Source organism: Fusibacillus kribbianus (genome assembly GCF_030053595.1).
Classification (GTDB): Bacteria; Bacillota; Clostridia; order Lachnospirales; family Lachnospiraceae; genus Lientehia; species Lientehia kribbiana.
This window is the reverse complement of record NZ_JASGBQ010000003.1, coordinates 64,755-90,802: the sequence shown is the minus strand read 5'-3', so window position 1 is coordinate 90,802 and position 26,048 is coordinate 64,755. Positions and strand designations below refer to the sequence as shown.

Annotated in this window: 23 protein-coding genes; 18 read left to right on the top strand and 5 right to left on the bottom strand. The window is 49.3% G+C overall.

Annotation, left to right across the window (positions count from 1 at the left end; all coding sequences use genetic code 11):
* Positions 1-4 precede the first annotated feature (4 nt).
* The 14 genes from QJ036_RS03445 to QJ036_RS03380 all read left to right on the top strand — a co-directional run bounded on the left by QJ036_RS03445 (position 5) and on the right by QJ036_RS03380 (position 11,174).
* Positions 5-1,333: a bifunctional folylpolyglutamate synthase/dihydrofolate synthase gene (locus tag QJ036_RS03445; protein ID WP_283230043.1), complete on the top strand. Its 1,329-nt coding sequence runs from the start codon at positions 5-7 to the stop codon at positions 1,331-1,333.
* A 196-nt stretch (positions 1,334-1,529) separates the two neighbouring features.
* Positions 1,530-1,682 carry a hypothetical protein gene (locus QJ036_RS03440; protein WP_283230042.1) on the top strand — a complete coding sequence of 51 codons (153 nt, stop codon included), beginning with the start codon at positions 1,530-1,532 and terminating at the stop codon, positions 1,680-1,682.
* An 8-nt stretch (positions 1,683-1,690) separates the two neighbouring features.
* Positions 1,691-3,088 carry a tetratricopeptide repeat protein gene (locus QJ036_RS03435; protein WP_283230041.1) on the top strand — a complete coding sequence of 466 codons (1,398 nt, stop codon included), beginning with the start codon at positions 1,691-1,693 and terminating at the stop codon, positions 3,086-3,088.
* A gap of 100 nt (positions 3,089-3,188) precedes the next feature.
* Complete coding sequence (locus tag QJ036_RS03430) at positions 3,189-3,527, top strand: STAS domain-containing protein (protein WP_283230040.1); 339 nt, start codon at positions 3,189-3,191, stop codon at positions 3,525-3,527.
* A gap of 1 nt (position 3,528) precedes the next feature.
* Entirely contained in the window at positions 3,529-3,975 is a 447-nt protein-coding gene (gene spoIIAB, locus QJ036_RS03425) for an anti-sigma F factor (protein WP_283230039.1), read from the top strand.
* 18 nt (positions 3,976-3,993) lie between these two features.
* The gene (locus tag QJ036_RS03420; RefSeq protein ID WP_283230038.1) at positions 3,994-4,707 is read left to right on the top strand and encodes a SigF/SigG family RNA polymerase sporulation sigma factor; all 714 of its coding nucleotides are present in this window, start codon (positions 3,994-3,996) and stop codon (positions 4,705-4,707) included.
* A 55-nt stretch (positions 4,708-4,762) separates the two neighbouring features.
* Entirely contained in the window at positions 4,763-5,020 is a 258-nt protein-coding gene (locus tag QJ036_RS03415; RefSeq protein ID WP_283230037.1) for a hypothetical protein, read from the top strand.
* Positions 5,017-5,643, top strand: a complete 627-nt coding sequence (locus QJ036_RS03410) for a stage V sporulation protein AA (RefSeq protein ID WP_283230036.1) — start codon at positions 5,017-5,019, stop codon at positions 5,641-5,643. The genes QJ036_RS03415 and QJ036_RS03410 overlap by 4 nt, the downstream gene beginning before the upstream one ends.
* A complete protein-coding gene (locus QJ036_RS03405) occupies positions 5,633-6,055 on the top strand; it encodes a stage V sporulation protein AB (RefSeq protein WP_283230035.1) in 423 nt (140 codons plus the stop codon). The genes QJ036_RS03410 and QJ036_RS03405 overlap by 11 nt, the downstream gene beginning before the upstream one ends.
* 18 nt (positions 6,056-6,073) lie before the next feature.
* Positions 6,074-6,571, top strand: coding sequence for a SpoVA/SpoVAEb family sporulation membrane protein (locus tag QJ036_RS03400; RefSeq protein WP_283230034.1), 498 nt, complete (start codon positions 6,074-6,076; stop codon positions 6,569-6,571).
* A gap of 218 nt (positions 6,572-6,789) precedes the next feature.
* Positions 6,790-8,085, top strand: coding sequence for an MFS transporter (locus QJ036_RS03395; RefSeq protein ID WP_283230033.1), 1,296 nt, complete (start codon positions 6,790-6,792; stop codon positions 8,083-8,085).
* A 6-nt stretch (positions 8,086-8,091) separates the two neighbouring features.
* Complete coding sequence (locus tag QJ036_RS03390; RefSeq protein WP_283230032.1) at positions 8,092-8,931, top strand: glycerophosphodiester phosphodiesterase family protein; 840 nt, start codon at positions 8,092-8,094, stop codon at positions 8,929-8,931.
* Between the two features lie 58 nt (positions 8,932-8,989).
* Positions 8,990-9,850, top strand: a complete 861-nt coding sequence (locus QJ036_RS03385; RefSeq protein ID WP_283230031.1) for an Rpn family recombination-promoting nuclease/putative transposase — start codon at positions 8,990-8,992, stop codon at positions 9,848-9,850.
* Between the two features lie 304 nt (positions 9,851-10,154).
* Complete coding sequence (locus QJ036_RS03380; protein WP_283230030.1) at positions 10,155-11,174, top strand: stage V sporulation protein AD; 1,020 nt, start codon at positions 10,155-10,157, stop codon at positions 11,172-11,174.
* A gap of 452 nt (positions 11,175-11,626) precedes the next feature.
* On the opposite strand, the gene QJ036_RS03375 is transcribed toward QJ036_RS03380, so the two are convergent.
* A complete protein-coding gene (locus QJ036_RS03375) occupies positions 11,627-13,471 on the bottom strand; it encodes a CocE/NonD family hydrolase (protein ID WP_283230029.1) in 1,845 nt (614 codons plus the stop codon).
* Between the two features lie 97 nt (positions 13,472-13,568).
* Positions 13,569-14,294: a Crp/Fnr family transcriptional regulator gene (locus QJ036_RS03370; RefSeq protein ID WP_283230028.1), complete on the bottom strand. Its 726-nt coding sequence runs from the start codon at positions 14,292-14,294 to the stop codon at positions 13,569-13,571.
* 217 nt (positions 14,295-14,511) lie between these two features.
* Here QJ036_RS03370 and QJ036_RS03365 point away from each other — a divergent pair, with 217 nt between their 5' ends.
* The 4 genes from QJ036_RS03365 (at position 14,512) to xylB (ending at position 20,764) form a co-directional block, all read left to right on the top strand.
* Positions 14,512-15,891, top strand: a complete 1,380-nt coding sequence (locus QJ036_RS03365) for an APC family permease (protein WP_283230027.1) — start codon at positions 14,512-14,514, stop codon at positions 15,889-15,891.
* A 107-nt stretch (positions 15,892-15,998) separates the two neighbouring features.
* Positions 15,999-17,819, top strand: coding sequence for a CocE/NonD family hydrolase (locus QJ036_RS03360; RefSeq protein ID WP_283230026.1), 1,821 nt, complete (start codon positions 15,999-16,001; stop codon positions 17,817-17,819).
* 10 nt (positions 17,820-17,829) lie between these two features.
* Complete coding sequence (locus tag QJ036_RS03355; RefSeq protein WP_283230025.1) at positions 17,830-19,032, top strand: hypothetical protein; 1,203 nt, start codon at positions 17,830-17,832, stop codon at positions 19,030-19,032.
* 208 nt (positions 19,033-19,240) lie between these two features.
* The gene (gene xylB, locus QJ036_RS03350) at positions 19,241-20,764 is read left to right on the top strand and encodes a xylulokinase (RefSeq protein WP_283230024.1); all 1,524 of its coding nucleotides are present in this window, start codon (positions 19,241-19,243) and stop codon (positions 20,762-20,764) included.
* Positions 20,765-20,897: 133 nt separating this feature from the next.
* On the opposite strand, the gene argH is transcribed toward xylB, so the two are convergent.
* The 3 genes from argH to QJ036_RS03335 are packed head-to-tail and all read right to left on the bottom strand — an operon-like array spanning position 20,898 to position 25,974.
* Complete coding sequence (argH, locus tag QJ036_RS03345; protein WP_283230144.1) at positions 20,898-22,274, bottom strand: argininosuccinate lyase; 1,377 nt, start codon at positions 22,272-22,274, stop codon at positions 20,898-20,900.
* Between the two features lie 44 nt (positions 22,275-22,318).
* Complete coding sequence (locus QJ036_RS03340) at positions 22,319-24,949, bottom strand: YfhO family protein (RefSeq protein ID WP_283230023.1); 2,631 nt, start codon at positions 24,947-24,949, stop codon at positions 22,319-22,321.
* A 32-nt stretch (positions 24,950-24,981) separates the two neighbouring features.
* The gene (locus QJ036_RS03335) at positions 24,982-25,974 is read right to left on the bottom strand and encodes a glycosyltransferase family 2 protein (protein WP_283230022.1); all 993 of its coding nucleotides are present in this window, start codon (positions 25,972-25,974) and stop codon (positions 24,982-24,984) included.
* Between the last annotated feature and the right edge of the window lie 74 nt (positions 25,975-26,048).

Below are 26,048 nucleotides of genomic sequence, written 5' to 3'. Positions count from 1 at the left end.
GGTTATGAAAAGAATGAATATAAAAGAGGCGGAGGACTACTTAAACGGTATCCCCCGCTTTTCCAAAAAAACGACCATGGAAAATGAACGGCGGATCCTGGAGATTCTGGGCCATCCGGAACGGGGCCAGCGGTTTATCCATGTGGCAGGAACCAACGGAAAAGGGTCTGTCTGTGCCTTTATGAGCAAAATTCTCCTCGAAAATCATCACCATGTGGGTACTTTTATTTCTCCCCATCTGGTGGACATCACGGAACGGTTTCTGATCGACGGGGAGCAGGTGGAGGAGGAGGTCTTTCTGAATGCCTTCCACCGGCTTTATGATCTGTGCATGGAAAGGCAGGAGGAGATCGTCCACCCTTCCTATTTTGAATTTCTGTTCCTGATCGGTATGCTGATCTTTGCCGAGAAGAAGGTGGATGTGACGGTTCTGGAGGTGGGACTTGGCGGCAGACTGGATGCGACGAATGTCATCGAAAGTCCGGAGCTTTCTGTCATTGCCTCCATCAGTCTGGATCATACAGAGATTCTTGGGGAGACCATCCCTGAGATCGCTGCCGAAAAGGCCGGGATCATCAAGGCTGGAAGACCGGTGATCTATGACGACAGCAGCCCGGAGGCATCTGCGGTCATAAGGAAGACGGCAGAGCGCCTTGGTGCCCCTGCCTTTCCGGTAAACCCGAAGGATTTTGAGATCACGAAGCGGGGCCAGTCGGGAATTTCCTTCCGCCTTTTTAAGGAGCCTTACGGGGGAGAGGAGTTTTCGGTTCCTTTTGTGGCCGACTATCAGGCGATGAATGCTTCTCTGGCACTGACGGCAGCTTTTGTGCTGGCCTCAGGCAGCAGACCGGGCGGCGGGAAGCCTTCCATTGCCATAGCACCGGAAACGCTTTCTGCGGCTCTTTCCCATACCTCCTGGCCGGGCCGCATGGAGCCGGTGCTTCCCGGAATTTTCATGGACGGTGCCCACAATGATGACGGCATCCGGGTATTCATCGAGACGGTTACGAAGATCCCCTGTGCCGGCAGAAAATATCTGCTTTTTTCCGCGGTGGTGGAAAAGGATTACGAGACCATGATCGATGAGATCTGCCGTCGGGCAGATTTTGACGGGTTTATATTGACAGAGCTTGACAGCTACCGGGCCCTTCCCCTGAAGAATATTCAAAGGACCTTCCTTGAGAAGACGGACCGGCCGGTATGGAGCTTTGACAGCATCGGAGAGGCCTTTGCCTTTGCCAGAGAGAAAAAGAAAGAAGAGGATCTTCTGTTTATCGCAGGCTCTTTGTATCTGGCGGGGAGCATCAAGGAGCTTTTGCGGGCGGAGAGTTAAAGGAAACAGAGCCGGAAAACGACAGACGGGGAGAAGGATGGCAGTTTTTGTCGTCCTTTTTTCATTGTAAAATGCGAAAAATTGTAGTAGAATACCCTCATCTGCATGTATTGAAAATATTAAGAAATTTTGAGGGTGTGCAGCCGTCCATTTTGTGATATACTTTTTTTATTGATTTTGGAGAGGATGAGGCAGAATGCTGAATTTTGAGGAAGAGCTGGCCAAATTCAAGCCCAGCAGGGATATTGACCAGGTGGAGGATACCATTGTGAACCGGGATATTACAGATGTGACCGATATCATGGTGGAGTTTTTGAAGGAACAGTACGAGCAGGACGTCAGAGAGTAGGAACGGATATGGAATGTATTTATTGCCATCATCAGCTGGGAAACGGCAGATTCTGTCAGGTCTGCGGCCGTGATGTGACATTGTACAGAAAGATCGTCAGAGCCTCCAACACCTATTATAATGTGGGTCTGGAGAAGGCCAGGGTCCGTGATCTGAGCGGAGCGGCGGTCTATCTGAAAAAAAGTCTTGATTTATATAAGAAAAATACAAATGCCAGAAACCTTCTGGGGCTTGTCTACTTTGAGATGGGTGAGACTGTGGATGCGCTGGCGGAATGGGTCATCAGCAAGAATCTTCAGCCGGTGGACAACCTTGCCTCCGAGTATTTAAAAAAGCTTCAGTCGAGACAGTCCCGGCTGAATCAGATGAATCAGACCCTGAAAAAATTCAATCAGGCACTCTATTATGCCCGTCACGACAGCAAGGATCTGGCTCTTCTGCAGGCGAAGAAGGTGATCAGTATGAATCCCCGCTTTGTGAAGGCTTACCAGCTGCTGGGGCTTTTGTATCTGCAGAAGGAAGAGTATGCCAAGGCGGAAAAGACCATTAAGACCATACTGACCATTGATGTCAACAATACGGTGGCTCTTTCCTATCTGGAGGAGCTGAAAGAGATTGCGAAGAATAAAAAGAATCTCGCAAAGGAAAAGAACAGGCGCCAGGCGAAGAAGCTTCAGGAGCGGGATATTCTGGAGGAGACCGTCCGGGATGAAGCCATTGTTCCAACCTACCGGGAGGGAACCGGAAGCTGGGCTACGGTGCTTCTTCTGGCGGTGGGACTGATCGTCGGTGTTCTGTTTACCTATTTCCTGATCCTTCCGGTGAAGGAAAAGGCGCTGAATGCCAATTTTAATCAGGGAATATTAAGCTACAATGAAGAGATTGCCGAGCGGGATACGAATATTACCGGTCTGGAGGGGCAGATCGAAAGTCTAAACCAGGAAAAGGCCGAGCTTCAGAACGAACTGTCGGCGTACACCGGTGAGGGAGGCATTATCAACGAATACAATAAGCTTCTGGATGTGCTGACCCTGAAGGCCAACGGGGATTACATCGGAGCGATGGATTCGATCTCCTCCGTTGACCCGTCGCTGGTGACAAACGAGAAATTCCAGAGCGTTTATAATTCCCTGAATTCAGAGTTCAATGACAGCGGCGTCCAGAACCTGTTTGACCGTGGAAAGGCCGCTTATGATGCCAGGGATTGGGAAACGGCCATGCGTTACTTTACCAAGTGTCTGGAGAAGCAGCCGGATTATCCGGAGGTTATTTTCTACATGGGCATCTGCCACCAGAATCTGGGAGACTGGCCCACGGCAGTCAGCTACTACAATCAGCTGATCGACAACGAAGCATACAAGAATACGACCTGGGGGGCGGCAGCCCTCGCTCAGCGCGGTTATTGATATCGGATATGGGAATCAGAATAAGGATACATACAAAGGATGACATTTGTGTGTATCCTTTTTTGTCGTTTAATTTTGTTGGAAAGAGAGGAATAAATCAATGGAAAACGGGAAAAGCTATAAGGTCAGGGGTACTGTGCTTTATGCATTTATGCCCAGAGAGGTGGATCACCACAGCAGTCTGGAGCTGAAGACGGATATTGCTAAGGTCAGGACAGAACGGCCGGTCACATGTCTTGTCTTCGACTTTTCCAAAACGGATTTCATGGACAGCGCCGGAATCGGCATGCTGCTGGGACGGTACAAGGAGATGGCGGCCATGGGTGGGACCGTGTATGTGCGCAATGTGAGCCCCAGAGTAAAACGGATCCTGGAAATGTCGGGGATCTACCGGATCATCCGGGACTGGGATAACAGAAGTGAGGAAGGAGACAGATAAGATGGAAAAAATGAAAAAGCAGGAGAGCGTCAGTCTGGAATTTGAAAGCTATTCTCACAATGAGCAGTTTGCCAGAGTGGTGGCGGCGGTGTTTGCAGCGAGGCTGGACCCGACTGTGGAGGAGGTGGAGGATATCAAGACCGCCGTATCGGAGGCGGTGACCAACGCCATCATCCACGGCTATGAGGAAGGGCCGGGGATCGTACATATGAAGCTTACCATAAGAGAACGGGAATTTGAGGCAGAGGTGCGGGACGAAGGCGTCGGAATCGCCGATGTGAAAAAGGCGATGGAGCCTCTTTACACCTCAAAACCGTCCAGGGAAAGGTCCGGTATGGGATTTTCCTTCATGGAGGCTTTTATGGATCAGGTTACGGTGGATTCGAAGCCGGGGCGGGGGACGGTGGTCCGGATGACAAAGCGGCTGGAAGCCGGAAAAGGCCGGTGACTTTGGCAGGAGGCGTGTATGGATGAGACGATGGAATTGATCCAATCGGCACACGCGGGGGATAAAGAGGCGAGGGACAGGCTGGTGGCAGATAATATGGGACTGATCTGGTGTGTGGTACGCCGGTTTCTGGGGCGGGGCCATGAACCGGAGGATCTGTTTCAGATCGGCAGCATTGGTCTTCTGAAGGCCATTGACAAATTTGATACAAGCTATGATGTGCGGTTTTCCACCTATGCGGTGCCCATGATCACCGGGGAGATCAAGCGGTTTCTGCGGGATGACGGGATGATCAAGATCAGCCGTTCTCTGAAGGAGATGGCAGCCAGGGCCGGTGCGGAAAAGGAGAGGCTGGGAACCTCTTTGGGACGGGAACCTACCCTTACAGAGCTGGCAGCCTCGCTGCAGGTGGAACCCATGGAGCTGGCGGCAGCCATGGAATCCGGTGCAGAGGTGGAATCGCTCTCCAAGATTATTTATCACGGAGACGGCAATGCCATCTGTCTTATAGACAAGCTGGAGGATATGAGACAGGAGGATGAGGGGGTCTTAAACAGGGTGGTCGTTGCGAAGCTTCTTGAGGAGCTTCCCCCTCAGGATGCCCGCCTGATCACCATGCGCTATTATCTGGACAAGACCCAGACCCAGGTGGCACAGGAACTGGGAATTTCTCAGGTACAGGTATCGAGGATGGAGAAAAAAATATTACGGACCATGAGAAAAAAATTGTAGCGTATAAAAAAGAACAGGCCTGCCATACTATCATCAGAGGAAAGGAGCTGATGATATGTGTTGTTCAAGGACAAAAAAGTGGATCATCGGGATGCTGCTCCTGGCAGCAGTGGCTGCGGTAGCGGCCGGATGTCTGATGAATAAGAGGGATACTCTGCAGGAGAGCAGGGGAACTCTGGTGAAGGCTGTGAAGAATGGCGGGGAAATGGTCTGTGACAGGCTTAAGGACGGAGGAGAAATGGTCCGGGAGGGCCTTGAGGACGGCAGGGAATTCCTCTGCGGAAAATTAAAGCAGGCGGCGGAGCATTTATGAGCGAGGTCCTTTATCTGAAACTGAACCAGAATACGGAGGTCCACGAAAAAGAAGTCTTTTTAAGTCAGCTGGGGAGCATCTGGTGCCGGGACAAGACCATTGAAAGCAAATGTAAGGCGATCAAGGTCATGAATATCCATGCCAATAAGAAGGAACGGTATGTGGTGTCGGTGATGGATCTGATCACAAGGATGGAAAAGCTCTGCGAGCAGGTGGAGATCAACAACGTCGGTGAGACCGACTGTATCATTGATTATCAGCCGAAGCCGGAGGGACGGCCGGTCTGGGACTGGATCAAGGCGGCTCTTGTCTGTGCCGTGTCTTTTTTCGGGGCGGCTTTTGCCATTATGACCTTCAATAACGATGGAGATGTGAGCAGGTTGTTTCAGAGTATATACAGTCAGGTGATGGGAATCGATCCGTCGGGACCGACGATTCTGGAGCTTACCTATTCCATCGGCCTGCCCATCGGAATCCTTGTGTTTTTCAACCATTTTTCCAAAGCGGCCCTGTCAAAGGATCCGACGCCCATTGAGGTGCAGATGCGGACCTATGAAAAGGATGTCAACAGCACATTGATTCAGAATGCGGAACGGGAGGAGAGCGGTATTGATGTTTCTTAAACAGCTCTTTCTTGGAATCGTGGGGCTCTGCGCCGGAGGTGTCATAGCGGCTGGTGTGTTTGCTTTCATTGTCACCATCGGCGTGGTGATCCGCCTGATCGCCAAAACTCACACAGCGAAGCATATCCGGCTTGTGGAGGATTTTATTGTGGCAGGAGGAACGCTGGGGAACATTGCCAATCTCTATGGGATCTCCATTCCCGGCGGCTTTCCCGTGATGCTTCTTTTCGGCCTGGGATCCGGTATTTTCGTAGGGTGTCTGATCATGTCTCTGGCAGAGACCCTGAATTCCCTTCCGGTCCTGAGCAGAAGAATCCGCCTGGCAGCGGGGATTCAGTATGTGATTCTGGCAATGGCTGTCGGAAAGGGCATCGGCGCATTTTTATTCTTTTTTACAGGAAAATACACTTAAGGAAAGGCCTGGTACAGGATGATGAAAGAAAGGAAAAAGGAAGTTCCGTCTCCCGACGCCAAGATGCAGCCCGGGGAATATGAGAAATATGTGAAGCAGGTCACACCGGTCCACAACACACTCTTAAACATGACAAAAGCATTTTTGACCGGTGGGATCATCTGCGTCATCGGTCAGTTTTTTATGAATATTTTTACGGCCAATGGTCTGGAGAAGGATTCAGCCAGCGCATGGACCCTTCTGATCCTGATCGGCAGTACGGTCCTTCTGACCGGCCTCAATCTATTTCCGAAGATCGTTACCTTCGGCGGAGCGGGAGCGCTGGTACCCATCACCGGCTTTGCCAATTCAGTGGCCGCTCCGGCCATTGAATATAAGAAGGAAGGACAGGTATTCGGCATCGGCTGCAAGATATTCACTATTGCAGGGCCGGTGATCCTGTACGGTCTTTTTGCGAGCTGGATCGCAGGGATCCTTTACTGCGTTCTTAAGCTGGCGGGGGTTTACTGGGCCTGATAACCTGCCGGCGGCAGGAACAAAGACTGATTCCAATAAAAACGGCAGGAAACCTCCGGAAAAGGGAAACTTTTCCGGGGGCTTTTCTGGTTCAGAAAGCTTCATCAGAAAAACTTTACGCAGCAGTGTATTCTTTTTTTCAGCAGGATACGTTATAATAAAAAAAACGACCGATGATCAGGCTGGATTTCAGATGCCTGGCAAGAGGGAGGAGACGTATGAAGCTGAATTATAAGAGAACCTTTCTGGTGGGCTTTGCCTTTATGGCTATCTGTGCTTTCTGGCAGATGTACGACAACATTATTCCGCTGATCCTTCAGAATACCTTTGGGCTGAAGGATGGGATCATTGGCGTCATCATGGCCACAGACAATGTGCTGGCTGTATTTCTTCTGCCTGTGGTGGGCGCTTTTTCGGACAGGGTGGATACACGCTTTGGAAAGCGGACACCATTCATTGTGGGCGGCACGGCGGCAGCGGTGGCCGTCATGATGCTGCTTCCTTTGTCCGACAGGCTGGAGAGTTTTCCCATGTTTGTTTTTGCATTGGGAGCAACACTGATCGCCATGGCCATGTACCGGTCTCCGGCAGTGGCCCTCATGCCGGACCTGACGCCGAAGCCCTTAAGGAGTAAGGCAAATGCGGTCATTAACCTGATGGGTGCCATAGGCGGTGTCTATACGCTGATCCTGATCTCCACCCTGGTGGGAGAGGGAAAGCGCCCCAGCTATTTCGCTGTATTTGCCGGTGTGGCGGGGATGATGGTTCTTTCCGTGGTCCTTCTTCTGCTGACGATCCGGGAAAAGAAGCTGGCAAAGCAGCTGGCTGAGGAATATCCGGAGGAAAACAGAGAAGAGAACAGCGGACAGGCCGGAAAAATCGGAACAGAGAAGAAGACCATGGAAAAGGATGTGAAGCGCAGTCTCATCCTGATCCTGATCTCCATTTTCCTCTGGTTTGCGGCTTACAATGCGGTGACAACGGCATTTTCCCGCTATGCCATGACCGTATGGGATATCCAGGGCGGCGGCTATGCCAACTGCCTGATGGTGGCTACTGTGGCGGCTATTTTAAGCTATATTCCCATTGGTATGATCTCCTCGAAAATCGGCAGAAAGAAGACCATACTCGGTGGAATCGTGCTGATGACGGCCTGCTATCTGCTGGCGGCTCTTCTGCCAAATTATCATCCGATCATCCAGGTGGGCTTTGCTCTCATCGGCGTGGGCTGGGCGGCCATCAGCGTCAATTCCCTTCCCATGGTGGTGGAGATGAGCAGGGACAGCGATGTGGGGAAATATACAGGTCTTTATTATACGTTTTCCATGACGGCACAGATCGTGACGCCGATTTTATCAGGCTTTCTTCTCCAGCATATCTCTTACCGGATTCTGTTCCCATATGCAGTCTTTTTCAGCGGTCTTGCCTTTGTGACCATGTCACTGGTGAAGCATGGGGATAATAAGCCGGAGGCAAAGAAGGATCTTTTAGAACATTTTGATGTGGAGGACTGACGTGACATGTTGGAAGCAATCTATGTGATTGGTGTGGTTCTGGTGTTATATCTGGTGGCAATTATGCCGAGAATGTTCTGTAAACCGGATGATTCGGCTCTCCGGGGCTGGTACTATGCCCACAGAGGACTCCATGACAATGGTTCAACCGCTCCTGAAAATTCTCTTCCTGCCTTTCGGCTGGCGGTGGAAAACGGTTACGGCATCGAGCTGGATGTCCAGCTTACAAAGGATAAAAAGGTCGTGGTGTTTCATGACAATACCTTAAAACGAGTCTGCGGCATTGATGCCAAAGTGAATTCCTTCACCTATGAGGAGCTTTTACAGTTCCCGCTTTTTGGAACGGAAGAACGGATCCCTCTCTTTTCTCAGGTGCTCCAGGTCATAGGCGGAAAGGTACCGATCATCATGGAAATAAAAATGGTGGATTCCAAAACGACCGTCTGCCGCCTTGCCGATGAAGTGCTTCAGGGTTATAACGGCGTTTACTGTATGGAATCCTTCCATCCCCTGGCCGTTTACTGGTATAAGAGGCATCGGCCGGAGGTGATCCGGGGACAGCTTTCTGCTGTTTTTTGCCGGGAAGGAGAGCAGACGACCTTTTCCATGGAGATCGTGCAGAATCTGCTGACAAATTTTCTTGCAAAACCGGACTTTGTTGCTTATTCCCATAAGGGGGCGGGCAATCCGGCCAGACAGATCTGCCGTTATCTGTACCGGAATCTTTCTGTGGCCTGGACCATTCGTTCCGAGCAGGAATTAAAGGAAGCGGAGAAGAAGTTTGATCTGTTTATTTTCGAGGGCTTTCGGCCGGATCCGAACAGCGCTTCAGGCAGGTCCTTGTAATCAAAACTGTTCTGTGCTATGATGATTTTGTAGAATTCCTCTGCGGAAACGGAGGAATATGGGTAAAAAGAAAGCTTTAAAAGACCTTACGATTAAGGATAACTTCATGTTTGGCGCGGTTATGTCCCAGGAGGAAAACTGCCGGGAATTTCTGGAAATGGTTTTGGGCTTCCGGGTCGAACGGGTGCATGTTATCCGGGAGAAAAGTCTGATCTATCATCCGGAAAACAGGGGTGTCAGGTTGGATGTATACGCAAAAGATAAAGAGAATAAGCACTATAATGTAGAAATGCAGCTTGTGAGGAAGCCGGAGCTGGAGAAAAGAGTCCGCTATTATCATGGTCAGATTGATATGGAGATGCTGCTCTCCGGGCAGGATTATACAGAACTGTCGGATGCTTATGTCATTTTTATCTGTGATTTTGATCCGTTTGGTCTGGGACGATACTGCTATACCTTCAGACCGAGGTGTGTGGAGGAGGGAGAACTGTATCTGAACGATGGAAGCATCAGCATCTTTTTAAACACCCATGGAAAAAATGCGGAAGAAACTCCGAATGCTCTGGTAGAATTCCTCAGGTATGTAAAAGCAGATCTGGCAGAGAGCATGGAAGCTTATGAGGATGAATTTGTAAAACGTCTTCAGGATTCCGTGCAGCGTGTCAAGGAAAACCGGAGAATGGAGGAGAAGTATATGACGCTGGGAGAATTACTCAAGGATGAACGGGACGAGGGAAAAGCTGAGGGAAAAGCCGAGGCAGTTCTGGAGCTTCTGGAAGATTACGGATCAATTCCTGAAACCGTGAGGGAGCGGATCATGTCCGAAACGAATCAGGATATCCTGAGAAAATGGATCAGAATGGCGGCCCGGGTTTCTTCTGTGAAGCAGTTTGCGGAAGAGATGGATACAGAACGTTGATCTGAAAGTACTTTTTTGGCAGGAGGAGCAGGTATCAGACCTGCTCACTGCCGTCTGATTATCATTTCATTGCCGGTTCAGGCAATCATCACCTGTCATTTGTGAAGAAGAAAAGCAGAGGAATTCTATGACCGTCTGCACTGATTTACTGTGCAGAAAAACAGAACCCAGACAATATTTTGAATAAAGACTGCCAAACGGTGCATACTGACTGTAAAGCTGGTATGTACCGTTTTGGTTACATGGGATGTGTATCTCACTATCGGCAGCAGAGTGGCAGAACAAAAGGAAAGGATGGTCATATATGCAGGATAAGGAATTTCAGGTGGGGCGGGCCAGTATTCAGTTCCCGGAAGGTCCGAGGATCATTGGCCGCGCTTCTGTGGTCGGGAAAAAGGAAGGTGAGGGCCCATTGGGGGATTGCTTTGATGTGATCGAACCGGATCCCATGGTGGGCTGTGAAAACTGGGAGGACGCGGAGAGTGCTCTTCAAAAGGAGACGGCAGATCTGGCCATCGAACACGCAGGTCTTGTCCGGAGTGAGGTGCGGTATCTGTTTTCCGGGGACCTGTTGGGACAGCTGATTGCCACTTCTTTTGGAACGGTAGATCTGGAAATTCCTGTTTTCGGTCTTTACGGAGCATGTTCCACAGCGGGGGAAGCTTTATGTCTGGGAGCTATGATCGTGGAAGCCGGCTATGCGGACTACATCATGGCTATGGCGTCCAGTCATTTTGCCAGCGCGGAAAAGCAGTTTCGCTTTCCACTGGAATACGGAAACCAGAGGCCGTTATCAGCCAGCTGGACGGTCACCGGCTGCGGTGCCTTTCTTCTTGGCAGACAGGGCGGTCATGTGAGGATCAGCGGAATCACACCGGGAAAGATCGTCGATATGGGGCTTAAGGATTCCATGAATATGGGTGCCTGTATGGCACCGGCTGCCTGCGATACCATCTGCAGGAATTTTGAGGATTTTGACAGGAGGCCGGAGGATTATGACAAGATCATTACCGGTGATCTTGGTGTGGTAGGACAGAAGATCCTGCTGGATTTCATGAAAAGCAATGGTTATGATATCTCAGACCGTCATATGGACTGTGGGATTGAAATTTTTGATCGGGACAGCCAGGATACTCATGCAGGAGGAAGCGGCTGCGGCTGCTCTGCTGCTGTGCTGGCTGGTTATATCCTTCCGAAGCTGGAGAGCAGAGAATGGAGAAGGGTGCTTTTCATTCCTACGGGAGCGCTCCTTTCCAGCACCAGCTTCAACGAAGGGAAAAGCGTGCCCGGTATTGCCCATGGGGTGGTGCTGGAGAGATGCTGACAGAAAAGGGGCTGTCGGGAAATCCGACAGCCGTATTTTATCGTTTTTATAGATAGAATTATCAGAATAACAAGGAAAGTATTGCACAAGCTTGCATCCCCAGCCCGGATTGTATGAAGAATAGGCGCGAATAATAGTACAAGCATGTGCTACCGAACGATCTTGTATGTCGCGTGACGGTAAAGTATTGCACAAGCTTGCATCCCCAGCCCGAATTGTATGAAGAATAGGCGCGAATAATAGTACAAGCTTGTGCTACCGAACGATCTTGTATGTCGCGTGACGGTAAAGTATTGCACAAGCTTGCATCCCCAGCCCGGATTGTATGAAGAATAGGCGCGAATAATAGTACAAGCATGTGCTACCGAACGATCTTGTATGTCGTGTGACGGTAAAGTATTGCACAAGCTTGTATAATACTGACTATTGACGTTGTACTAAGCCCTTTTTAGCTAATGAGTGTTTCCTCCGCCGCTTCCTCCGATGACAATGTCATCCTCAACGATGGGCTGGAGCCATAATTCGCCGGGCGTTTCGGGAATATATGGCATTAATATATAAGATGGATAGTCCTTATCCCGGTAGATCTTGTAATTAACCGTATTGGCACTGGGAATCGGGCCAAGGTGATCCATCTTTGCCTGCCATGCACCGGACTGGGGCAGGAAGTTATCCATCGCTTTGATTTCCAGTTCGATTTGAGAACCTGCTGGAAATACCATACCGATGGGATTGATCTCGATGACGTATTCGCGGATCTCGCCAGGAGCAACCGGAATTCGTTTTGTATAATCGTGAACGGGACGCCCGATTTGGCTCTTTTCTTTATCCAGAGGATAGGAGGCTTTCAGGGAACCGGTACGGCATACAGGCATTCTTGTACCGCCAGGAGTAATCTGCCACAGTTTTACGATGAAGTTTGCGTCGGTTGCATCGATGGAGGCCCACAAGTGTAGCTCGATAGGGCCAGTGAATTCAGTGGGTCTGCTCAGGCGGTCAGTCCTGTAGGTGAGACTTTCCACTTCGGTAGTGATGTGAGGCGGTCTGTGGGTAAAGCTGTCCGGCGGTAAACTGCCCTCCACAACAGGCTCCCAGCGAAGGTTTCCAAAGGTGTGAAGATACAGCTTCTTCCAACAGGTCCTTGCCAGCGGGTATTCGTACTCGTAGCGGTAACCGCGGCCTAGGATATTAAGTTTCATGGGGGGCTCATCAATGATGCCTGTATCGATTCCCTTCATCCAGTAATCGTACCAGCGGAGCATTTCTTCGTTCATAAAACGGTAAGGAAGCTCCATGCCGTTGTAGCCTTCCATGACACCGCAGCGCTTGTAAGTCTTTAACTCAGGTGAGTTCATGGCATTGAAGACAGGAGCAGACCAGCGACCTGTAGGAGCCCAGCCGCATTTGAAATAAACGGGCACATTGATCTTGTCATATTTATATTTCATGGAACGGGGGCGCCAGAAATCATCCTCCTGGGGATGTAACAGATAATCCAGATAGAAGGTATGATATTTGGGCGGCCATACGTTGAAGATTTTGCTGAAATAGGTGTTGATGGCAATGTCAGGATCCTCCTGCACCTCCTCAATACGTTTCTTCATCTCCTCCTCGGACATCATCTTTGTGGTCCAGGGAACAGGATTATTGGAAGGACAGAGCTCCCAGTACATATTCATATAGGTATCTGCCACGCCGCCGTAATAACCGTGCTGGTAGTAGTCGTCGGTATAACTTAGAGGCATGATGCAGACAAGATGGGGCGGCTGCAGGGCAGCGGCCAGAGCTTGGATGATACCGAAATAGGAGTAGCCCTCGAGAGCTACCTTTTCTGTGCTCCAGGGGCACTGGGTAGCGGCCCATTCTATATAGTCATAAACATCTTCCTGTTCCTGGGGATTGTAGACGCCAAGATATTCGCCTTCGCTGCGTCCGATGCCGCGGCCATCAGGCACGATGAAGGTGTAGCCGCGGGAAACGAAAAACTCCATATCGCCGGCTTCCAGACTATGGTCGAAATAATTGGAAGCGCCGGGCAGAGAGCCGTGACGCATTCTCTGCATTTTTTTGCTGTAGGCAGAATAGGCGATCAGGGAAGGCGCTTTTTCGATTTCTGCCGGATGATAAACATCCACATACGTTTTTGTACCATCGCGGAGAATGACCTCGACATCTTCTTCCAGCTTGACGGTATAGATGGGCTTTGATAATTGATCCAGGTTTTTGGTATAGCGGCGATCCCAGTAAACGGGAACCTTTTCTAAACCGCTTACCTGTAAAAATTCTTCTTGATTCATAGCTTATTTTACCTCCCTCACTGTTTTTTTTTGAGTATACCAGAGGTATAAAATGCCGTCTGTCAAAAATGTGACACTGTAAAAGGGAAATGTCTTGTCAGTTTTTGATTTCGCTGTGCAGGATGATATCAAGAAGCTTATCCAGATCCAGAATTTGGAGGCGGCCCCGCTCTGTGGCGATAATGCCCTGAGAACGCCATTCACTCAAAACTCTGGCAGCTGTCTGTCTTGCCATGCCACAGGAGAAGGCCAGGGCACTCTGAGTGATACGGACACCCAGGGTTTTCTGCTGGGAGCCAACGGTAAGATTAACAATTGTAGAAGCAAGCCGGCCGGGCGCATCCAGATATAGGCTGTTGACCATGTGCTGGGCGGAATGGAGCAGGCGGTCGATAAGCTCCAGGATAATAACTTTGCAGACAGAAGTATTCTGCCATACAGCATCCAGAAAATATTTCTGTGGGATGCTGACGAGTACGGTGTCTTCCAGAGTCAAAGCTGTGTTGGGGCAGGGCTCATTGGATAGAAGTCCCATTTCTCCAAAATATTCGCCGTCACTGCGGATTTTGACAACAATATCGGCGCTGTTGCCGTAAAAAACAGATTCCATAATACAACCGGATTTGATAAGATAAAATTGATTGGAAACATCCTCTTTTCTGTAAATTGCACATCCCCGTTTTTTAAAGACAAGATTACAGTGAGACGCCAGTTGGGTAAGCTGTTCCTGAGAAAGCCCGGAAAAGATCGGAGCGGCCTGCAGAATGCGAAGCATATTTGCCGTTTCTCTTACTGTACAGCTGATATTCTTTTTTTCCTCCATAGAATCAGTCCTTTCTGGTAGCCAAATTAAAATGTTAGTGGAACAATAATAGAAGGGATTCAGAAAAATTTTACCATGATTTCCTAATAAAATGTAAAAAATTTAATTGAATTATAAACAAAATAAAGGGCGTAAACTGTCACCTGCAAGACATTGCGGAAGGGAAAAAGCTGGTATATTTGAGCAAAGAAATTTCAAAAAGAAGAGGAGGATGTGTATGAAACAACAGAAAATGAGGCTTTTTTCCTGTATTTTGATGGGTATTGGAAGTATCATCGGCGCGAGTGTGTTTGCCACTACACCAATTTCAATCAAAATCATCGGCGGAAACGGAATTGTTATCGGATTTATCTGTGCAGCATTTTTCGTATTCCTTCGCAGTATTCCGGAGATGCTTTTGGTATCTGCCCTGCCTGCAAACGGCGGCTCTTATATGTACCTGACAAGACTGGTACATCCGATTCTTGGCATCTGGGATGCTTTTAATGAACTGGCGGTTGGTGTGCTGAAGATCGCTACAATGGCGCTGACGTTTGCAACCTATTTTTGTATGTTGGTTCCCTCCTGTCCTGAAGCCATTGCAGCAGTGGTATGTATTTTAATCTTTACTGTGATTTCCTGTTTGGGCATTAAATTCTCTTCCACCGTACAGAATATCTGTGTGGCTGTACTTCTGGTGGCTCTTGGTATTTATATCTTCGGAGGCTGGGGAGCTACTGTCGTTTCTTTCGGAGAAGTGATTTCCACCACCTTTCAGCTGGGAGCTCTGTGGGCGGCGATGGGAATTATGCATGGAAGCCTGATCGGTGCCAATGTTCTTTATTATTCTGCTGAAGACATTGAGAATCCCGGCAAGAACGTACCCATTGCTTATCTGGTGAGTACTCTGGCAACAGCTGTTGTTTATGCTCTGGTGGCATATGTTACCGTTGGCGTTATGCCTAATTTCTATGAGATCGATAATCTCGCAACGGTAGCCGGGAAATTTATGGGGCCGGCGATGTTTACCTTTTTCGTGGCCGGCGGTGCACTCCTGGCAGTTGTCACCAGTATCAATTCGGCTATGATGATGTTTTCTCGCATCAATTTTGCGGCAGCCCGTGATGGTCTGTTTCCAAAAGCCATCAGCAAGCTGAACAAGTATCATGCTCCGGCGTATTCTTTATGTTTGAATTCTCTTATTGCTGTTGTACTGATAGTAGCAGGCCTGAATTTGGAGGATGTTGTAAAGATCACCACGATTCCCGGACTGCTTTTGCTGCCGATTATTTTCTTCAGCGTATTTATGCTTCCGGTGAAGTTTCCTTATGCGTATAAGAATTCTTATATCAGGACCCCTCATGTTCTCAACTGTATTCTCACAGTTGCTGCAGGCGTGGCCTGTGTATGGCTTGGTGCCTACGTGCTGTTCCAGATGGCACCCAGAAACTGGATCATGATGATCGGTTTCTATGTGGTGGTCATTGTTTATACAATCATCCGCAGACAGTATGTAATGAAAACAGAAGGCTATGACATTGTGAAGAAGATGAAAGAACCGTATGAACCCTGGCATGAAATGGAAAGGGCAGCCAAGGCGGAACTGGAAGGAAAATAAAATTCATTCATATGATAAAACCTCTAAAAATGGTGTGGGCATGACAACGGCCCACATCATTTTTTGTTAAACTGAAGATATCAAAAATTTGAAGGAGGAAAAGGGATATGAAAAAAAGACTGACAGAAGTGCTGGGCATTGACGTTCTGCCCAATTACTGGGACAAACGGTACGTGAAGAACCTGGACAAACTGTCTCGTCCCAAATATGAAACAGAGCTCCATTCTGACGTATGGCTTACACTGCGGGATGGGGTCCGGCTCTGTGTGGACGTCTATCTGCCTAAGGGAGCAGGGCCGGTTCCTGCTCTGGTAAGCTGGTCTGCCTACAGCAAGGAAATGCAGGGGATCAAGCGAGGTGCGATTCCGCCGGAATCTCTGCTGTTTGACCATAGCCTGGAGGCAGGAGACATCGAATATTTTGTGAGCCGCGGCTATGCTTATGTAATTCCGGATCCAAGAGGAATCGGGAAGAGCGAAGGGGAATTTTACGGTGTATACAATCCTCAGGAGCATCTTGATATTTATGATACTATCGAGTGGGCAGCGGCAGAGAACTGGTGCGACGGAAACGTCGGAATGATCGGTTATTCCTATTTTGGTATCTGTCAGATTCTGGCTGCAGCACAGCAGCCGCCGCACCTTAAATGCATTATGCCCTGCTCATTTGTGGATGATTACTACCAGCATGGATATTACGGAGGCGTTCCCTCAACTTACATGAGTATTTACTGGGAGCTTTGCCCGTCCAATAAACCGGTTCCATGGTCATTAAAAATGTACGGGGAAGAAAAGATGAAGGAGATGATGGAGGAGCGGCTGAGGGATCCTGATATTGCGGTCAATTCCTATTTTACCAAGATCCTCACTACCTGGCCGCCTACTTATCACACCTTCTATCTGGATTATCTGCTGCATCCATTGGATGATGAATACTGGAAACAGCGTTCCGCAAATCAGATGTATGATAAGGTGAAGGTTCCGGTTTATTTGCATTGCGCATGGTCACCTCTGGGACGGTGGAGCCCGCCTATTTTTTCTGCTATGAATGATGACAGACTGGATGTGCCCAAGCGTCTTGGGGTACTAGAAGGCTATGATGGTCTGGAACTTCCCTACAGGGCATTAAACGAAGAATGTCTGCGTTGGTATGATCATTGGCTTAAGGGTGTGGATACCGGTATCATGGATGAGCCGCTTTATAAATTCTGCGTCATTAATTCCGGAACAAGGTATGAAAAGGAATGGCCTCTTGCAAGAACGGAATGGAAGAAGATGTATCTGCGCTCATTTGGCCGTCTTCGCTGGGATAGGGAGCCGGATAAGGATCTGCCGCCTGATGGCTTTACCCATCTGCCGCCGTCCATTTCTACAGAGGTTAATAAGCTGGTATATAAATCATCCAGATTTCCGCAGGCAAAAGAAATCACAGGGCCCATCGAGCTTCATCTCTGGGCTTCCATTGATGCCGAGGATGCCAATTTTGTATGCAGTCTCTTTGATGTACTGCCGGATGGTACAAGAATGCCCCTTCTCCGTTATGGTGCGCTGAGGGCTTCTCACCCACTTAATGAAGAGAAATCCACCATTGGATGTCCGGTCCATGACAACAGTATTTCGATTCCTGTAACACCCGGTGAGGTACGGGAGTATGTCATTGAGATGAACCCGACCTCTATGGTGATTCCTGCCGGACATTGGCTGGAACTTGAGATCACCAGTCAGTGCCCCAACGAATGTCATACTCAGACCTGGACAGGAAAGGTAGGAAATATGAACGTGATTCCCAGAAATGTGACGACCTCCTATAAGATCTACAGGGACAACAATCATCCTTCTTATTTGCTGCTGCCGGTCATCCCTTATACGGATCCGGAACAGTGGGTTCAGCCGTTTGAGGATAGTTACGAAATTGAAGTTGAGGACTAGGTGATCATTTATGACAGATTATACATGGGCATTTGATAAAAGCTTTCTGGTGTTCCTGATCATTGCCGGAATATCTGTAATGCTTTCGGTGAAGGTCAGGTCGCTGATTCCCATGCCGCTTATTTACGGCATCCTTTTTATCCTGGGATTTGCTTTTCATCTGCTGCCTGCAGATATGCTGCTTTCTGCAAATATGATCGCTGTGGGAACGATCGCCTACAACGTTCTGGTGGTTCATTCCGGAACGATGATCGATCTGCATTTTCTCAAAAAAAAGTGGGAAGATGCACTCGTCTGCATTATCTCAACATTTCTTCTGGTGCTGACGGCAGGATTTGGTCTTATGCCGTTTGTGGGAAAGGAGCTCGCCCTCCTTTCCCCAGGCTCCGTGGTAGGGGGTGGTGCATCCTGCGCCATCGCTTCACGGCTGATGATGCAGAACAATCCGGAATATTCTGTATTTCCGTGGATGATCTTTATGTTTCAGGGGGTGTTTTCCGTACCTGTCATCACACTTGCCCTCAAAAAAGAGAGCCAGGCACTGGCGGAGGAGTTCAGGAAACGGAAAGTCACCGATGCTCCGGCAGGATCTGTTTTCAGCTTTTCCTCATCTGGAACGGGCAGGCGTCCGCTCTGTGAGAGAATCCCGAAAAAGTATAAAAGTACGGCTTATTATCTTGGAATTATCATGGCAGTGACTTTTTTCAATAATCTGCTCCACGGTACCCTGTTTTCAGATTTATCTATTAATCCCTATATTACAGCATTGCTTTTCGGTATGGTATTTCATGCTGTCGGGTTCATGGACCGGGCGCCGCTGTTTTCTTCTGATTCCTATGGCCTTTTGATCCTGGGCCTTATGGGACTCATGGCGAATACTCTCGCAAATTGTCCATGGCAGGCAGTGGTCGGTTATCTGCCTGCACTGCTTCTTGTATTTGTGGTATCAACGGCAGTTTTGATCCTCTGCGGAGCAGTGGCAGCCAAGATATTCGGTTTCCGTCCCTGGAGAGGGATTGCACTGACGATGAACTGTATGATGGGCTTTCCTGTCAATGATATGCTGCTGGAGCAGGCATCTCGCATTGGGGAAAACGAAGAAGAACAGATCTATATAAAAAGCCAGCTTGGCTCTGTCCTTGGTATGGGAACTATGCTTATATCCAACGGCTTTTCGCTTCTGGTGGTTATTCTCATGGGTGGGTTGCTTTGATGAATTTTTAAGATTTTAACATTGACTTTTCAAAGCAGATAGGATATAATGCAAGCACCGTCATTTCTGGCGGTGCTTCTTTTCGGGGGCTCTCCCGGCGATTCCCAACTTTGTTATTTTCTTTCAGAGAAGAAATGTGAAGCGGTAGTCAAATCAGGACATTTATGATAAGATAGAGCTATCTTTTGAAGGTCTGGAGGAACTGGATATGAATTATTTGATTGGCATTGATTTGGGAACTTCCGCAACAAAAACAGTGCTGTTTGATGAAAACGGAACCGTGATCGCATCTGCATCCAAAGAATATCCGCTGTATCAGCCGCAGAACGGCTGGGCAGAGCAGGATCCGGAGGATTGGAAGAATGCAGCGCTGGAAACCATTGCGAAGGTTGTGAAGGAATCCGGTGTGGACCGGGAGGATATCAAGGGACTTGGTATTTCCGGACAGATGCATGGCCTTGTTATGCTGGATGAAAATAATGAGGTGATCCGCCGTTCCATTATCTGGTGTGATCAGAGAACGGCCAGGGAATGTGAGGAGATCACAGAAAGAGTTGGAAAGGAGCGTCTCATTGAAATCACGGCAAATCCGGCACTGACCGGTTTTACGGCATCGAAGATCCTGTGGGTGAGAAACAACGAACCGGAGAATTATGCAAAATGCCGCCATATTCTCCTTCCCAAGGATTATGTAAGGCTGATCCTGACAGGGGAATACGCGACAGAGGTTTCGGATGCTTCCGGCATGCAGCTCCTTGATGTGCCCGGCCGCTGCTGGTCCGATGAGGTGCTGGAAAAGCTGGAGATCGACAAGAGCCTTCTTGCAAAGGTTTATGAGTCTCCTGAGGTGACAGGAACCATTCTGCCCGAAATCGCAGAGCTGACGGGCCTTTCCGAAAAGACTGTTGTGGTCGGAGGAGCCGGCGACAATGCAGCGGCAGCTGTCGGTACCGGAGTGGTCCGTGACGGCAGAGCCTTCACGACCATCGGGACAAGCGGTGTGGTATTCGCCCACAGCAAAAATGTGACCATTGACCCGAAGGGCAGAGTCCATACCTTCTGCTGCGCCGTTCCCGGCTGCTGGCATGTGATGGGAGTGACCCAGGGTGCAGGTCTTTCTCTTCAGTGGTTCCGGAATAATTTCTGCCAGGATTATATGGAGCAGGCCCAAAAGGAAGGCTGCGATGCCTATGATTACATCAACCGCGATGTGGAAAGCGTGCCTCTTGGAGCGAACCGCCTGATCTATCTTCCCTATCTGATGGGAGAGCGCACTCCTCATCTGGATCCGGACTGCCGCGGTGTGTTCTTCGGCCTTTCGGCGATCCATACCAGAAAGGACATGCTTCGCGCCGTCATGGAGGGAGTATCCTATTCCATGAAGGACTGCAACGATATTCTGAAGGAAATGGGCGTTCAGGTAGAAGATATGATGGCCTGCGGCGGCGGTGGAAGAAGTGCGGTATGGCGTCAGATGCTGGCTGATATGTACGGCTGCACCGTAAAGACCGTAGCTGCCAAGGAAGGCCCGGCTCTGGGCGTGGCAATACTGGCCGGTGTGGGTGCCGGTATCTATGACAGCGTGGAGGCTGCCTGCGATAAGATGATCCATACGGATAAATCCTGTGATGCGATTCCGGAGCATACGGAGAAGTACAACGAGTATCATAAGATTTACAAGAATCTGTACGGCTGCCTGAAGGACCAGTATAAGGAACTTGCAAAGCTGTAGGATCAGTGTGCAGAGGCAGCGTATGCCATGGTGTTTCAGAAACACTGCCATGAAATGTATGATAAAAAGGCTTTCCTTCCGTTTCCGGAGGGAAAGCCGGCAATAAAATCATGGTTTCGGGAAAGCAGTAGAATCACTGTTCCAGCAGCTTTTTGTATTCCTCAGTCACCCTCTTCATGACAGAGGGACCGGGGGCACCCAGAGTCGTGCGCTTTTCCACACAGGTTTTGAGACTTATGGCCTCATAAATATCCTCTTCAAATACGGGGCTGATGGCCTTGTATTCTTCCAGTTTCATTTCATCCAGAGAAATCCCCTTATCAAGACAGTAAAGAACAAGTCGTCCGACGATTCCATGGGCATCGCGGAAGGGAATTCCGTGATTTACCAGGTAATCGGCAGCATCGGTCGCATTGGTGAAGCCGTTCATGGCACTCTTTTTCATGGTTTCCTTATTGAATCGCATCGTTGCGATCATGCCGGTGAAAAGGGCAAGGCAGCCCTTGGTGGTATCGATGGCATCGAAAACCATCTCCTTGTCCTCCTGCATGTCCTTATTGTAGGCAAGAGGAATTCCCTTCATGGTGGTCAGAATGGAGGTGAGAGCGCCGTAGACACGGCCGGTCTTTCCCCTTACAAGCTCCGCGATATCCGGATTCTTTTTCTGCGGCATAATACTGCTTCCTGTGCTGTAGGCATCGTCCAGCTCCACAAACTGGTATTCATTGGAATTCCACAGGATGATCTCCTCGGAAAAACGGCTCAGATGCATCATGATCGTAGCCATGGCACTGCACAGTTCGATGAGGTAATCACGGTCAGAAACGGAATCCATGCTGTTTCTGGTTGCGTGATCAAACCCGAGAAGAGAAGCCGTGTATTCTCTGTCCAGAGGGTAAGTGGTTCCGGCCAGGGCTCCCGCTCCAAGAGGGCAGGTATTCATTCGCCTGCGGATATCGGAAAGACGGCTCCTGTCGCGGAGAAACATTTCAAAGTAAGCGCCGAAATGGTGGGCGACAGTCACCGGCTGAGCCTTTTGAAGATGGGTAAAGCCGGGCATGTAGGTTTCAAGATTTTCCTCCATGATTTTCAAAATGGTTTCCAAAAGCTCCCTGACGAGAGCATCCAGCTCTCCGATCTCATCTCTTGTATAAAGCTTCATATCCAGCGCCACCTGGTCATTCCGGCTTCTTCCTGTATGGAGCTTTTTTCCCACATCCCCGATCCGTTCGATGAGGGTGGCTTCCACAAAGCTGTGGATATCCTCCGCAGAAGGATCGATTTCCAGGGCACCGGTTTCCACATCGGAAAGGATTCCGTTCAGACCCTCTACGATCTGCTCCTTTTCTGTATCGGTCAGGATCCCCTGCTTTGCCAGCATGGTCACGTGGGCGATGCTTCCGCGGATATCCTGTCTGTAAAACCGCTGATCAAAGGAAATAGAAGCGTTGAAGTGATTGACCAGTGCATTTTCCTCTTTGGTGAAGCGGCCTCCCCATAATTTCATAATTGTTCCTCGCTTTCCTGCTTTTGTTCTTTATCAAAGCATATCTGTTATGATTCTGTTGTCATCTGTGGAGCGGCAGTCTGCTCCGTTTCCTGTTTTTGCTGTTTCTCTTCAGGCTGTTTTTCTTCTGCCTTTGACTGTTTTGTTTCCACCTTTGGCTGTTCATCCGAGCTGTCTCTTTCTGCCAATGCCTTCTGCCTCTTTCGGAAGGCGTAAGTCGCCGTACTGAGAAGAATCAGCAGAAGGACTGAGGCGAGGGAGATCATAAGTCCCAGCTTCAGGCCGTCCGGCTCATAGGAAAATTCCACAGAGTGGGCACCTGCAGTTAAGGAAATGGAGATCATCGTATCCGCAAAAATGACAGGCTCTGTTTCCACGCCGTCCACCTTCACGGTCCACCCTTCCTCATAAGGGATGGAGGTGTAAAGGAGACCGTCGGAGGACGCGTTTACCCGTCCGGTCACGGTAGTATCGGTGTAATGGTCGATGATGAGCGGCTGAGAGTTCAGAGTATCAATACAGTTCTGAAGTTCAGTCAGACTGAGGCGGTAGAAGTCAGCCGTGAAATTCTGCTCCTCCTGTTCCGTGGTCAGAGTGACCGTATCTCCGGCCTCCAGCTTTCCAAGGTCGAGAAGATATCCACGATTTACGTTGGAAAAGCTTTTGGTGGAGCCGCCGTTGGAAAAAGTCACATCCTTGATGGAGCTGTTTGTCACATCCACGTAATAGAAGCCGGTCTCCGGGACGGTAAAGGAGTATTTTCCGGCGGATGAGGTGCCCTCCTGGCTTCGAATCAGGATGTCTCCGCAGCCGGCCGCCTCATATACAAAGGAATTCTGGCTGAGAGCCGGATTGGCGCCCTTATAGTTCCACTGCTCCGCCATATCGGAGGGAACCATGAAGCCTATAGGGAGAGAGAACCGGTTTTCATAAAGCTTTGCATTGCCGTCTGTATTTTTGAGAGTATAGAGTTCGCTGTCCAACTCGTTGACGGACAGGGTATATTTTACGCCCAGAAGAGACGATGTAAGAGGCGTTGCACCGGTAAAGCTGTACGCATTGGTGTTTCCTTCCAGGCCAAGAGCCTTGTACAGATCGCTCAGATGGGAATTGGCGGTGGAGGAGAACAGAGAGGCAGAGCGATAACCGGCAAGGGCCGCATCATTTTTAGTCTTTCTGGTGTCCTTTTCGATACGGAACAGGCTGGAATCTTCTTTTTCTATGGCTTCGGCGAGTGCATGGTAGGAATCCTGATTCTCCAGATAGGAGGTTCTGTTCACGGTGGAAACGCTGGTGACAGCAGTGTTCATGCTAGCTTCCACGGCGATGACGGTAAAGGCCAGGATCGCCAGGGTGGGAGCATACATCTTACCCTTTTTATAAGCAGAAAGGAGCAGGGCATAGATTCCCACAAAAAGCAGGGTCACATAGTAAATCTTGAAGGAAAAGGTTTCCACTGTGATAATGGCTTCACACAGGAAAATGAAGATCACCACACCCCAGAAGCTTCCGGAGAGCTGTGAGCCGGTGCTGGATCTCAGATTCCGGTAGGCCTCATAGCACATGGTAAGAAGCACAATAATGTAAAGGAAGGACTGACGGGCCGGAAGGCTGTTGGGAAAATGGAAGCCATGCCATACAAAATTCGGGATGTTCAGGGAGAAGCCGATGAGCATCACAAACAACAGGACACCCTTCACGATCTTTTCCCGGTTGGGAATGCGTTTGTTTGTCATATATATAGGAAGGAGCAGGAGCACACCGACACCGCAGTAAATGTTGGGCCAGTGATCCAGTCCCGTTTCCGTTTCCACATTGACAAAGTGGCGGGCCAGCATTTCAAAACAGGAAAAATAGGAGCTTAAGGTCTTCGGGATGTTTATGTCTCCGGAAGCGGTCAGCCGCAGGGCAAAGAGCACCGGAATCAGCAGGCAGGCAGCCAGGCCTCCGGCCAGCAGGGAGTAAATTCCGAAATTCAGACATTTTTTGAAGATACCCCGATGATTCGGCTCCATGATGAGCAGTGCGATGAAATACAGCACCATGAAAATGCACATCATGATGGAGATATAATAATTGCTTAAAATGGAAAGCCCCAGAGTCAGGCAGTAGAGGAGGCATTTATCCTCCTTGACAAGCCGCTCCAGCCCCAGCATCACAAGGGGTGCCAGGATCAGGCAGTCCAGCCACATGATATTCCAGCTGTAGGCCGCCATGTAGGCGGAAAGAGCATAGAAAATGGCAAAGAAGGAAATGCCCAGATCTCTCGTTTTAAAATGCCTGCTCAGATACCAGCAGAAGGAAAGTCCGGAAAGACCGATTTTCAGTACGATCAGATAGGACATGAATTCAATGAGCAGACTTTGGGGGACGATGATGAGCAGCCAGTTGAAGGGGCTTGCCAGGTAATAGGCATAGAGGGCGACAAAATTGGAGCCCATGCCGATGTTCCAGGAATAGCTGAGGCTTCCGCCGGTCTTCAGCTTTTCCATGAATTCATTCATAAAAGGGGCGTACTGGTGGTACATGTCTGTGCGGAGAAAGCTGCTGTCCCCGAAGGGATAGATCTGCCGCTGGATAAAGATTCCGATCATGATCAGAACCGGTATAAAAAAGGAAAGGAGAAAGGGGGCTTTCTCCAGCATTGTGGTTTTCTGACGGTTTTTCAGTCTTGCCATAATAAAGTTACTGCCTTTCTGGTTTTCCTGGTTTATGAAGCATTGTCTGAGGGATCTGTCTTGGCGTGAGGCTCAGACTCGTGTTTGCCGTCCCGGTCAGACAGATTGGTTGATTTGATGATATAAATGGGGCGGTCCTTTGCCTCCATATAAATATGGGCAATATATTCGCCAAGTATACCGATGGACAGCTCAATGATACCGCCGAGAAAGAGGACGGCACACAGAGTCGTCACATAGCCGGGTACATCGATACCGAAGATCAGGGTCTGAATAAGAGTCGCGATAATATAAATAAAGGCGACAATGGAGATCAGAAATCCCATACCGGATACGAGGCGGAGCGGGGAAATGGAAAAGGAGGTGATCCCGTCGATGGCATATTTCAAGAGGCCGCGGAAGCTCCATTTGGTGGTACCGAGAGTCCGCTCCACATTTTCATAAGGGTACCATTTGGTATCAAAGCCGACCCAGGCAAAAATTCCCTTGGAGAACCGTTCCACTTCGGAAAGCTCCAGGATGGAATTGACCATCTGCCTTGTCATGATGCGGAAATCCACCGCATCCTGCGGCATTTTCACATCGGACATTTTGTTGCTGACACGGTAAAAAAGATTGGAGAAGGCGCTGCGAATGCGGGATTCTCCGGCACGGGTGGTCCGTCTGGCGGCGGCACAGTCGTAGCCCTCCTCAATGCCCTTCATCATTTCGGGGATCATGGCGGGGGGATGCTGCAGGTCCGCATCCATCACGATGACAAGATCGCCGGAGGAATGCTTAAGCCCGGCATACATGGCAGCTTCTTTTCCGAAATTGCGGGAAAAGGACAGATAGCGCACATTGCTGTGGCTTTTTGCCAGTGCTTTCATTTTTGCAAGGGTGGAATCGCGGCTTCCGTCATCCACGAAAATATAGGTGAACTGATACCCGGTCATGGAGGAGAGGGTTTCTTCCGTCACACGGTAAAAGGTTTCCAGTACGGCCTCCTCATTGTAACAGGGAACAATAATATCAACAGAACTCATGGGTTCTCCTTATCATGCAATCAGATTTCTTTTCCTATTGTAGTATAGACCGTATCAAATGTAAATGAAGAAAA